This window comes from Streptomyces sp. UF-297 (genome assembly GCF_058245575.1).
Map to the genome: position 1 here is coordinate 15,010 of NZ_JBSIBZ010000080.1, position 11,549 is coordinate 26,558.

General features: G+C 72.4%; 9 protein-coding genes. 6 read left to right on the forward strand and 3 right to left on the reverse strand.

What is annotated here, in order from left to right:
• Positions 1-107: 107 nt before the first annotated feature.
• From AC4IJH_RS33665 to AC4IJH_RS33675, 3 genes are read right to left on the reverse strand one after another with little or no spacing between them, the layout of a single operon-like run.
• The gene (locus AC4IJH_RS33665; protein ID WP_490855739.1) at positions 108-1,247 is read right to left on the reverse strand and encodes an acyltransferase family protein; all 1,140 of its coding nucleotides are present in this window, start codon (positions 1,245-1,247) and stop codon (positions 108-110) included.
• Positions 1,244-2,608 (reverse strand): alpha-2,8-polysialyltransferase family protein, encoded by a 1,365-nt coding sequence (locus tag AC4IJH_RS33670; RefSeq protein WP_490855740.1) that lies wholly within the window; start codon positions 2,606-2,608, stop codon positions 1,244-1,246. The genes AC4IJH_RS33665 and AC4IJH_RS33670 overlap by 4 nt, the downstream gene beginning before the upstream one ends.
• A complete protein-coding gene (locus AC4IJH_RS33675; RefSeq protein WP_490855741.1) occupies positions 2,608-3,585 on the reverse strand; it encodes a glycosyltransferase family 2 protein in 978 nt (325 codons plus the stop codon). Before AC4IJH_RS33675 ends, AC4IJH_RS33670 begins: the two co-directional genes overlap by 1 nt.
• A 223-nt stretch (positions 3,586-3,808) precedes the next feature.
• Here AC4IJH_RS33675 and AC4IJH_RS33680 point away from each other — a divergent pair, with 223 nt between their 5' ends.
• The 6 genes from AC4IJH_RS33680 (at position 3,809) to AC4IJH_RS33705 (ending at position 11,415) form a co-directional block, all read left to right on the forward strand.
• Complete coding sequence (locus tag AC4IJH_RS33680; RefSeq protein WP_490855763.1) at positions 3,809-5,122, forward strand: DUF6716 putative glycosyltransferase; 1,314 nt, start codon at positions 3,809-3,811, stop codon at positions 5,120-5,122.
• Between the two features lie 68 nt (positions 5,123-5,190).
• A complete protein-coding gene (locus AC4IJH_RS33685; RefSeq protein ID WP_490855742.1) occupies positions 5,191-6,462 on the forward strand; it encodes a cytidylyltransferase domain-containing protein in 1,272 nt (423 codons plus the stop codon).
• Between the two features lie 90 nt (positions 6,463-6,552).
• Positions 6,553-7,491, forward strand: coding sequence for an N-acetylneuraminate synthase family protein (locus tag AC4IJH_RS33690; RefSeq protein WP_490855743.1), 939 nt, complete (start codon positions 6,553-6,555; stop codon positions 7,489-7,491).
• Positions 7,492-7,517: 26 nt separating this feature from the next.
• Entirely contained in the window at positions 7,518-8,657 is a 1,140-nt protein-coding gene (locus AC4IJH_RS33695) for a hypothetical protein (protein WP_490855744.1), read from the forward strand.
• A 242-nt stretch (positions 8,658-8,899) separates the two neighbouring features.
• The gene (locus tag AC4IJH_RS33700) at positions 8,900-10,156 is read left to right on the forward strand and encodes an amidohydrolase (protein ID WP_490855764.1); all 1,257 of its coding nucleotides are present in this window, start codon (positions 8,900-8,902) and stop codon (positions 10,154-10,156) included.
• A gap of 227 nt (positions 10,157-10,383) precedes the next feature.
• Positions 10,384-11,415, forward strand: coding sequence for a BMP family lipoprotein (locus tag AC4IJH_RS33705; protein ID WP_490855745.1), 1,032 nt, complete (start codon positions 10,384-10,386; stop codon positions 11,413-11,415).
• Positions 11,416-11,549 lie beyond the last annotated feature (134 nt).

Here is an 11,549-nt window from a genome sequence, read left to right on the forward strand (position 1 = left end):
CGCGGCTCCGCCGCGTGGGTGCGCCACGCCCCCGGCGCAGCGCCTGGGGCCACTCGTCAAAGCCCCGCCTGCCTGGCGGGCGAACGACGGGGCTTTGGCGACAGGCCCTAGCGCCGGGGGTCGATCGCCCGTTTCAGCGCCGGCGTCAGCGGGCGTTCCACCCAGCGGTGCAGGGCCCAGGCCAGGGTCAGCATCAGGGCGACGGTGAGGGCGAAGGTCGCGTACGACGGCAGGGCGAGGTCGCGGTGCAGGACCTTGATGACCACCCAGCCCAGGTGCTCGTGGACCAGGTAGAAGGGGTACGTCAGCGCGCCGGCCACGGTCAGCCAGCGCCAGTCGGCCCAGTGGAGCCGGCCCAGGGCGACGGCCGCGACCAGCACATAGCCCAGGGTCAGCACCGCGATGATGCCGAACGGTGAGCGGTAGGAGAAGGCGTTCGCGGACGGCGGGTGCCACAGCTGGCTGACGACGTAGTGCTGGCCGATCAGCCAGCTCACGCCGACGATCGCCCAGCCGGTGGCATCGCGCGGCCCGTAGCGGTGGATCAGGTAGAAGCCGATGCCGCCGATGAAGAACGGGGCGTACTGCGGCATCAGGACCGTGTCCAGCAGCGGGCTGTGCGCGGCCTGGGCGACGGCCGCCGCCAGGGTCCAGCCCGCGCAGAAGAGCACGACCCGGCGGCGGGTGGCGCCCGGCAGGACGACGCACAGCGCGAACAGGGCGTAGAAGCGCAGCTCGGCCCAGAGCGTCCAGCACACCCCCAACACCCGCTTCACGCCGAGCGGTTGCTGGAGCATGGTGAGGTTGGTGAGCACCTCACTGGGGGACAGGGCCTTGAAGGCGACCCAGGGCAGCGCGAAGGCCGCGGTGACGATGAGGATCGCGGCCCAGTAGGCGGGGTAGAGGCGCGCGGCGCGGGAGGCGATGAAGGAGCGCAGGGTGCGCCCCCAGCCGCTCATGCAGATGACGAAGCCGCTGATGACGAAGAAGATCTGCACGCCCAGGCAGCCGTAGGCGAACAGGCTGGAGGCGGTGGGGAACTGGACGGCGGGCGAGCTGCCCCAGGCGGTGGTGACCTCGCCGCCGCGGCCCCCGTAGTGGTACGCGGCGACCATCAGCGCGGCGAGCAGCCGCAGCCCGTCCAGGGCGCGCAGCCGGGGCCGGACGCCCGCGAGCCGGGCGGCCGGCCCCGGTTTCCTGCCGGGGGCGGCCTCCTGGAGCGGGAGGGAGGCGGGCGGCGCGCTCATCCGAACACGGCCCTGCGCTTGAGCCGCCGCTGTACGGCGCGGGCGCGCCGCGCCACCTTGCGTACGGTCGCGTTGCGCGGGATGAAGGACAGCTGGGAGGGCAGCGCGCCCGGCAGCGCCAGGGCCGTCAGGCGGCGCCGCTTGAAGTAGCGCCAGGTGTCCGCACCGAGGCTGGCCGTCAGGAACTGCTCGGCCTGCGGGCGCAGTTGGGGATAAATCTGGTGCTGCATGGCATAGCCGACGGCGACCAGCAGGCCGGGGAGGTCCACCTCGGAGGGCGTCGCGCCCGCCGGTGGCGCGGCCCCGGCCGGTCCCTCCAGGTCCGGCACGAGCGCGTCCACGATCGTGACGGGGACGCGGTTGCTGTTCTGGTACGGGGTCAGGCGCTCCAGCAGCAGCTCGGTGCCGACCCGCGCGGTGGGCAGGCCGTAGAAGGCGGAGGCGGTCAGCAGCGCGGTGGAGAAGCAGCCGACGACCAGCGCGGGGCGCATCCGCTGGTAGACCACCTCGGCCAGCACCGGGGAGTCCAGGACGGTCAGCCTCACGCCGAGCCGCTCGGCCTCCCGCTCCAGCAGGCGCGACCAGCGGGCCGGCGCGGAGGGGTGCGGCTTGAAGACCACCTCGCGGTGGCCGCGCCGGACGGCGCCGCGCACCATGCGCACATGCAGGTCCTCCTCTTCCTCGGGCGTGAGGATGCCCAGCGCGGAGAGGTACTGGCCCAGCAGGAGCGCGCCGCCCTCGGGAAGGTCCAACAGGCCGCCGTCGTCGGCGAGTTCGGACAGCACCTTGGCGAAGGCGTCGGTGGGTACGGTCTCGGCGCCCACCCCGAACTCGGTGAGCAGCAGCGGGGTCAGCCCCGGCACCAGGTCCAGGTGGAGCAGCCGGCGTACCCGGGTGCCGATGAGCGGGTCGAGCTTGTTGCGGGTGGGCCCGTAGCTCATCAGCCCGTCCGCGTACACCTCCAGGGGCGCGCCGGGGAAGATCTGCGCCAGCGCGAGGGCCGGGTTGACCTGGATGGACTCCACCACCAGCTCGACATCGTCCTCGCCCAGCTCCCACAGCAGCCTCAAGTACCGTTCCCAGAGCGGGACATCGTCGCCGCGCGGCGACCAGCCGCCGGGGTGGAAGGGCCGGATCGTCTCGTTCCAGGACCGTACGTCGTCGAAGCGGGCGCGCAGCCGCTCGAAGCCCGCCATCGTGTCCAGGGCGGGGGTGGTCTCCGGTGTGGCGGCGTTGTTGCTGATCAGCAGCATCCGGCGGGCGGCCGGGGCGAAGCGCTCCGCGTCCAGGGCCGCGGCCAGGGTGGCCGCGCCGTAGAGCGTGGAGGCGACGAAGATCTGGGTACGGGGGCGGGCGGGCATCAGGCCGCCACCTCCGCCGGGACCGGGCGGCGCCGCAGCCGCCGCAGCCGGGACGCGCGCTGTGCATCCATCGAATCCAGGGCTTCCTTCAGTATGTCCTGCGGCATGCGCTTCATCGCGGCGGCGCTCATCGTCCGCAATTTACGGGCGACTTGTGGTTCAAAGCGTTCGATCGAGCCGAGATGGTGGGAAATGATGGCGCAATAGGTACGGACGGCCTTGGGCAGCAGCCGGTCCGCCTCCCTGTCCTTTGCCGTCTCGTCGATCACCTGGTCGAAGGCGCGAATGAAATCGAGCTGGCGCACATCTCCGATCTGGGTGAGCGAGGAGGCGACGCCCCGGCGGTAGAAGACGCCGAGCAGCCCGGCCACCGCCATCGACCCCGCCTCGCGGTGCAGCCGCCAGATCCAGGGCCGGTCCTCGGCGGTGCGCAGCCCGTGCCGGAAGTGCAGCAGCCCGTCGTCCAGCAGCCGGCGGTGGTAGATGCCCGCCCAGGCGAAGGCGTAGTCGACGGACGTGGAACGGTCGGCGGGCAGAATCAGCTCGCGCGGATCCAGGACGACGCCGCGCCTGCCGTACGGGACGCGGTGGACCGTACGGGCCCTTGCGGTGCACTGCACATGGTCGGTGCGCACGAAGTCGCAGCCCAACTCCTCGATGAAGGCCAGGAGTTGCTCGTAATAGCCGGGGGCCAGCCAGTCGTCGCCGTCCAGGAATGCGACGTACTGGCCGCGGGCCGCGTCCAGGCCGGTGTTGCGGGCGGTGGCCAGGCCCCCGTTCTGCTCGTGCCGCAGCAGCCGGGCGCCGGGCAGTTCGCGCTCGGCGCGCTCAAGGATCTGCGGTGTCTCGTCGCGCGAGCAGTCGTCGACGAGCAGGAACTCGAAGTCCTCCCGGGCGTTGGCCGCCAGGCTCGTGAGGGTGTCGGGCGCGTATGTCTGCACGTTGTAGAACGGCACGATGACGGAGAGCTTAACCACCCGCGAGACGTTAGGTGTCGCTCTGGCATTCGTCTTTACCTGCCACGGACATCGGGGTGAACGAAGAATGGCGAGATGGTTAACCGGGTTTTCCTGAAGGGCGGTTCGCCATTCGGCGATGCGCTGTTAACCCTTTGTTGCATCCCAGTTGGCCCGCCAAACGGAATGCCTTCCTAGCGTCTTCGACGTGCCATCACGTACCGCTTCCCCGCCGCGAGTTGCCGTGCTCGCCGACTCCGATACCCGATGGAAATGGGGCGCTTTGACAGCGTACCGTATTCAAACGGGCATGCAATCGGACGTGCAATCGGACGTCCGGCTGGACGGATATCTGCTCCGCGGCCGGGCGACCCCCACGGTCCGCCAGCTCGACGAGGTCGGCGCCCGTGCGGACTCGCTGCGCGAAATCCGCGGCACGGATTTCCTGCGGACCATCGACCGCTCCCGCTACGACGTGGTCGTGCTCGCCTGCGTCGGCGGCGCGGTCCAGGCCATGCTGCACGGGCTGGCCCGCGCCTGGCAAGGCGCGGCCCGCCGCCCCGTCGTCGTCACCGGATACGTCGGCGTCGTCTACGAGAAGCTTGCCGACGGCCTGCTGCTGCGGCACGGCGCGGACGTGGTGCTGGCCAACTCCCGGCACGACGCGGACCGTTTCCGCGCCGTGTACCAGGGGGTCGGCGCGGACGACCGCAGCGTGGTGGAGTGCGCGCTGCCCTTCCTCGGCGGCGAGCGGTACGCACCGGCCGCGGGCGAGCGCCCCTACACCGTGGTCTTCGCCGCTCAGCCCTCCGTGCCCGACAGCCGCAAGGACCGAACGTACCTGCTGCACCGGGCCGTTGAGCACGCACGACGCAACCCCGGGCGCGAGGTGCTCGTCAAGCTGCGCAGCAAGCCGGGCGAGCACACCACGCACATCGAGGAGCTGCCCTACCAGAAGCTCGCCGCCCGCATCCCCGGCGGTCTGCCCGCCAACTGCCGCCTGCTGTACGGGAACATGGGCGAGGTCCTGGACCGCACCGACCTGATGGTGACGCTCTCCTCGACCGCCGCGCTGGAGTCCCTGCACCGCGGCATCCCCACCGCCGTCCTCACCGACCTCGGCATCCGCGAGGCGCTGGGCAACCACCACTTCCTGGGCTCCGGCTGCCTGGCCTCCTGGGACGACCTGGACGCCGGGCACCGGCCCGAGCCCGACCCGGCGTGGCTGGCCCGCCAGGGCGTCGCCGCCGACGGCTCCTACGCAGGCGCCTTCGACGCCGCCCGCGCCCGGGTCGCCGAACTGTGCCGCTCCGCCCAACTCCCGCCGCTCGCCCCGTACTACACACCGCGCACCGCGCCCGGCTACCTCCCCGGCATCCTCGCCCGGCACGGCCTGGACCCCAAGGGCGATCCGATCCCCGGATACGGCGGGCAGGACGAGACGGCGGGCGGGCTGCGCAAGGTCGCCCGCGAGGCCGTGCGCGAGGCGGCGCGCGGCGCCTACCGGCACGGCGTGCAGCGCGTCGCCCCCGCCATCCGCCGCTGGGGGCAGCTGTGAGTGCCCGCGAGCGCCCGCCCGTGACGAACCCCCCACCGACCACGACCGCTCCCCGCGAAGGAGTCACCATGCCGCCGACCGACGGGCCCACCGTCGTGGCCGTCATCCCCGCCCGCGGCGGATCCAAGGGCGTGCCCGCCAAGAACCTCGCCGCCGTCGGGGGAGTGCCCCTGGTGGCCCGCGCGGTGCGCGAGTGCCGGGCCTCCCGCCTGGTCACCGACGTCGTGGTCTCCACCGACGACGCCGGGATCGCCGCCGCGGCCCGCGGCGCCGGAGCGGTGGTGGTACGCCGCCCCAAGGACATCGCGGGCGACACCGCCACCAGCGAGGCCGCCGTCCTGCACGCCATGGACGCCTACGAGCAGGAGTACGGCCACGGCGTGGACGCGGTGCTGCTGGTCCAGTGCACCAGCCCCTTCCTGGCCCGCGAGGACATCGAAGGGGTGGCCGCCGCGGTCGTGGAAGGCGGCGCCGACAGCGCGCTGACCGTCGCGCCCTTCCACGGCTTCGTGTGGCGCGACGCCGCCGACGACGCCGGGGTGGGCGCCGGGCCCGCCGAGCGCGCGGTGGCCGCCGCCGCGCACCGCGCCACCGCGACCGTCACCACCACCGAGGGCGGCTACGGCATCAACCACGACAAGTCCTTCCGCCCCCGCCGCCAGGACCGCCCCCAGGACCTCCTGGAGACCGGCGCCGCCTACGCCATGGACGCGGCCGGATTCCGCGCCGCGGGGCACCGCTTCTTCGGCCGTACCGAACTCGTCCGCACCGACCCCGCCCGCGTCCTGGAGGTCGACGACCCGCACGACCTGGCCCGCGCCCGCGCGCTGGCCCCCCTCCTGGACGGCCCGCGCCCCGGCGCCCTGCCCGCACGGCAGGACATCGACGCGGTCGTCCTGGACTTCGACGGCACCCAGACCGACGACCGGGTGCTGATCGACTCCGAAGGGCGGGAGATCGTCGCCGTGCACCGCGGCGACGGGCTCGGCATCGCCGCGCTGCGCCGCTCCGGCCTGAAGCTGCTGATCCTGTCCACCGAGCAGAACCCGGTCGTCGCCGCCCGCGCCCGCAAGCTGAAGCTGCCCGTCCTGCACGGCATCGACCGCAAGGACCTCGCCCTCAAGCAGTGGTGCGAGGAGTCGGGCACCGCGCCCGAGCGGGTGCTCTACGTCGGCAACGACGTCAACGACCTGCCCTGCTTCGACCTCGTCGGCTGGCCCGTCGCCGTGGCCGGCGCACACGACGTGGTACGCGGCGCCGCCCGCGCCGTCACCTCGGTCCCCGGCGGCTTCGGAGCCATCCGCGAGATCGCCGGCTGGCTCCTGGGCCCCTCCCTGTAACACCCCTGCACCGCGCAACCCCCGCACCACCACCGCGCACCCCCTGCACCACCCCCGCGCACCGAACCCACCACGAAGGAAATCTCCGCCATGACCAGCACCTCGCGCCTTCGCACCCTCGGCGAGCAGATCGTCGGCCCCGGCCGGCCCGTCTACGTCACCGGTGAGATCGGCATCAACCACAACGGCGACCTGGAGAACGCCTTCGCGCTCATCGACGCCGCCGCCGACGCCGGCTGTGACGCCGTGAAGTTCCAGAAGCGGACCCCGGAGATCTGCACCCCGCGCGACCAGTGGGACATCGAGCGCGACACCCCCTGGGGCCGGATGACCTACATCGACTACCGCCACCGCGTGGAGTTCGACGAGGACGGCTACCGCGCCATCGACGAGTACTGCAAGAAGCGCTCCATCGCCTGGTTCGCCTCCCCCTGGGACGTCGAGTCCGTGGGCTTCCTGGAGAAGTTCGAGGTCCCGGCGTACAAGGTCGCCTCCGCCTCCCTGACCGACGACGAGCTGCTGCGCGCCATGCGCGCCACCGGACGCACCGTCATCCTCTCCACCGGCATGTCGACGCCCAAGCAGATCCGGCACGCCGTGGAGGTCCTGGGCAGCGACAACATCCTTCTGTGCCACGCCACTTCGACCTACCCGGCCAAGGCCGAGGAGCTCAACCTGCGCATGATCCACACCCTGCAGGCCGAGTACCCCAACGTCCCCATCGGCTACAGCGGCCACGAGACCGGCCTGCAGACCACGCTCGCCGCCGTCGCGCTCGGCGCCTCCTTCGTCGAGCGGCACATCACTCTGGACCGCGCCATGTGGGGCTCGGACCAGGCCGCCTCCGTCGAGCCCGGCGGCCTGACCCGGCTCGTACGCGACATCCGCACCATCGAGGCCTCCCTCGGCGACGGCGTGAAGAAGGTCTACGAGAGCGAGCTGGGCCCGATGAAGAAGCTGCGCCGGGTGGCGGGCGTGGTGGCCGAGGCCGCCGCGGCGGACGCCGAGCGCGAGCCGGCCGCGGTCTGACGGCGGGGACGGGAGGGACGCAGACGGTGAGTTCACCAGACGGGGCCGACGGCCCGCCCCAGGAGGTGGCGGGTACTCCCGCCCGTCCCCTCCTGGGGGTTCCCCGGCAGCCCGGCGGGCGCGGCCCGGCCGCCGATACGCTCGCCTTCGTGGAGAGCCCGGTCCAGCTCCTGAACGTCCTGGAGTGGGCGCACGCCGGGCAGGCCGGCGCGCTGACCGTCGCCGTGCTCGCGCCGCACGACCCGATGACCCGCGGCCAGCTGCGCAGGATGGCCGAACTCGCCCGCGAGGAGGGCTGTACGGTCCGCTGGGAGGAAGCGCGCGGCGGCGCGAGCGCGCCGCTGCGCACCGTCGGCGGGCTCACCCCGCTGCTGCGCAGGGCCCGCCGCATCGTCATCGGCGACCCCTTCTCCCGCTACGTCCAGCTCCTGCTGACCCTCGCCCGCGCCCGTGACCTGGTAGTCGTCGACGACGGCACCGCCACCATGGAGTTCATCTCCCAACTGGCGCGCGGGGAAAGGCTGGTGCGCTGGCACCGGCACGGCGGCGGGCGCGGGCCGCGCGAGCTGCTCTTCGCGCCGTTCTCCGCCGCCGCCCGCCGCAGGCTCACCCCCGACCCGGACGACGCCCGGCGCGGCGTGAGCGTCTTCACCTCCATGCCGGTCCAGGCGCCGCCCGGAGTCGCCGTCCAGGCCAACGAGTTCGCCTGGACCCGTGCGCGCTTCGGCCCGCCGCGGCTGACCCGCGGCACCGACATCGTGGGCACGTCCCTGGTGGAGACCGGCGTCGTCGACGCCGACCACTACCTCCAGGCCGTACGGTCCCTGGCGGTCACGCACGGCGCCACCCGCTACTTCGCGCACCGCCGCGAGAGCGTGGCCAAGCTGCACCGCCTGGCGGCCGAGACCTCACTGGAGGTCGTACGCCCCGACCTGCCCCTCGAACTCATCGCGCGCCGGGGCCCCATCGGACGCACCATCCTCAGCTTTCCCTCCACCGTGGTCCACACCCTGCCGCTCGCGCTGACCGGCACCGGCGTCAAGGTCGCGGTCTGCGACATCGACCGGGCCTGGCTCACCAGCGACGCCTCACCGCGGGCCGAGGGGTTCCTGCACGGGGTGACCGGGACGGCGCGGGATGTGCACCGGCTCTCGTTCGCGGGGTGAACCGGCCCCTGTCCCAGGGGAGGGCCCGTATCCCGCGCGGGGCGTACCCGGCGCGTGGGCCGCTGAGGAGAACCTGAGTCAACTCTGGAGCCTAAACCCTTACCAATACCCCCATGATGAGCGACCCATGCGCCGGGCGGCCTAGATTTCCTTCCCCTATCGGACTGAACTTGCTGAACTTTTGTTGATCGAGGGGCAGTTGTCCCCTTGAGGCCCGTACCCTTCAACAGGTGAACCAACTGATGTCCTGCGAGCCCGAAGCCGAAGACGCCCCTGCCGGGGAAGCGCTCCCCGGCGCGCTGCCCGACGAGCTGCGCGCCGAACTCATCGGTTTCCGCCGCGACTTGCACATGCACCCCGAGCTCGGCAACCAGGAATTCCGCACCACCGGGGCCATCAAGGCCCGCCTGGAGAAGGCCGGCCTCGCGCCCCGCGTCCTCACCAGCGGAACGGGGCTCGTCTGTGACATCGGCCAGGAGGCGGGGGCGCGCCGCGCCGGCCGGCGCTCCGGCGGGCGGCGGGCGGCGGGCCGGCCCGTCCTCGCCCTGCGCGCGGACATCGACGCGCTGCCCATCCCGGACACCAAGACCGTCTCCTACCGCTCCACCGTCCCCGACCGCGCGCACGCCTGCGGCCACGACGTCCACACCACCGTCGTGCTCGGCGCGGGCCTGGTCCTGGCGGAGCTGGCCCGCGAGGGCGTGCTGCCGCAGCCGGTGCGGCTGGTCTTCCAGCCCGCCGAGGAGGTGCTGCCCGGCGGCGCCGCCGACGCGATCGAGTGCGGGGTGCTGGACGGCGTCGGCCGGATCCTGGCGGTGCACTGCGACCCGCGGGTCGAGGTCGGCCGGATCGGGCTGCGCACGGGACCGATCACCTCGGCCTGCGACCGGCTGGAGGTCGAACTGGACGGGCCCGGCGGCCACACGGCGCGGCCCCACCTGACCACCGACCTGGTCACGGCCGCCGCGCGGGTGGCCACCGACGTCCCGGCCGTGCTGGCCCGCCGGGTGGACGCCCGGGCGGGGCTCGCGGTGACCTGGGGGCGGCTGGAGGCGGGGCACACCTGCAACGTCATCCCGCAGCACGCCGAGCTGTCCGGCACCCTGCGCTGCCTGGACCTGGAGGCCTGGCGGGCGGCGCCGGACCTCGTGCACGCCGCGATCGACGAGGTGGCGGCGCTGTACGGCGCCAAGTCGCAGCTGAACTATGTGCGCGGGGTGCCGCCGGTGGTCAACGAGGCCGGCAGCGTCCAGCTCCTGCAGGACGCGATGACCGCGCGGCGCGGCCCGTTCTCCGTGGAGGACACCGAGCAGTCCCAGGGCGGCGAGGACTTCTCCTGGTACCTGGAGCACGTCCCCGGAGCCATGGCCCGCCTCGGCGTGCGCCCGGTGGGTGACACCACCCGCCGCGACCTCCACCAGGGCGACTTCGACGCCGACGAGGAAGCGATCCGCGTCGGCGTCGAACTCTTCACCGCCGCCGCCCTGCTCGACCGCTGATCCGGAGCGGGCCGGGCACCGTGCCCGGCCCGCACCCCACGTGGCTGCCCTGTACACCGAGCCAGGTGGGGGAGGACCGCCGGATCCCGCGACGGCGTCGAATCGGTAACGGCCACCCCGGCGAGGGTTTTGCGCCAGGTCTACGCGCGTTAATCTCCCGTCAAGCCAGCGCTCAGCCGGGGCGCGCGCAGCGCCAATGGGGGCGCTTCGAGCGAAGGGAAGGCCCCTTGCGTCGGGTCATCAGGATTGCCGCCGCGGCCACCGCCACCGCGGCCCTCGCGCTCACCGCCACCGGTTGCGGTCAGAGCTTTGCCGAGGCCAACCGCGCCAAGCACGCGGGCGTCGGCCTCGCCTTCGACATCGGTGGCCGCGACGACCACTCCTTCAACGAGGCGGCGGCCCGCGGCATCGAGCACGCCCAGAAGAAGCTGGGCGTCAACGCCAAGATGCTCACCGCCAAGAACGGTGAGACCGAGGCCGACCGCGAGCAGCGGCTGACCTCCTTCGCGGAGGCCGGGTACAACCCGGTCATCGGCGTCGGATTCGCCTACAGCCGCTCCATCGAGAACGTGGCCAAGGACTTCCCCGAGACCACGTTCGGGGTGGTCGACGCCGTGCCGCAGGGCAAGAACGTCGACGCGATGGTCTTCGCCGAGCACGAGGGCTCCTACCTGGCGGGCGTCGCCGCCGCGCTGAAGTCGAAGACCGGCAAGGTCGGCTTCATCGGCGGCGTGAACAACGCGCTGATCCAGAAGTTCCAGGCCGGCTTCGAGCAGGGCGTACGCGATACGAACCGCAAGGTGAAGGTCGTCTCGCAGTACCTCTACCCGAACAACGACAAGGGCTTCAACGACCCGGGAGCCGCCAAGGCCAAGGCCAACGGCATGCTCGACCGGGACATCGATGTGATCTACTCCGCGGCCGGGCAGTCGGGCGCCGGGGCCATCGAGGCGATCAGCAAGAAGAAGGGCGCCTGGGCCATCGGGGTCGACTCCGACCAGTACCTCCAGCCGGGCCTGGCGAAGTACAAGGACTGCATTCTCACCTCGGTCGTCAAGAACGTCGATGTGGCGGTCTACGACCTGGTCAAGAGCGTCAAGGACGGCAAGCCGCTGAGCGGTGTGCACGCCTACGACATGAAGAAGGACGGCGTCACACTCGCGACCTCGGGCGGCTTCATCAAGGACGTCCAGCCGCAGATCGACGCCGCCCGGAAGAAGATCGTCGAGGGCAGGGTGAAGGTCAAGGAGACCCCGTAACAGCCGGACGGCGCCTTCGGCACGTCCTTCAGCCCTTCTGCCCCCACCTCGCCATCTTCGTCCCCGAGGGGAGTGCGTCATCAACGCAGTAGCGACCGGCAGCCGCCCGGAGCAAGACACGGGTGTCCCTGCGG

Coding starts and splice junctions, on each gene's coding strand:
- AC4IJH_RS33665 (WP_490855739.1), bottom strand. CDS start 1,247: ATGAGCGCGCCGCCCGCCTCCCTCCCGCTCCAGGAGGCCGCCCCCGGC.
- AC4IJH_RS33670 (WP_490855740.1), bottom strand. CDS start 2,608: ATGCCCGCCCGCCCCCGTACCCAGATCTTCGTCGCCTCCACGCTCTAC.
- AC4IJH_RS33685 (WP_490855742.1), top strand. CDS start 5,191: ATGCCGCCGACCGACGGGCCCACCGTCGTGGCCGTCATCCCCGCCCGC.
- AC4IJH_RS33690 (WP_490855743.1), top strand. CDS start 6,553: ATGACCAGCACCTCGCGCCTTCGCACCCTCGGCGAGCAGATCGTCGGC.
- AC4IJH_RS33700 (WP_490855764.1), top strand. CDS start 8,900: ATGTCCTGCGAGCCCGAAGCCGAAGACGCCCCTGCCGGGGAAGCGCTC.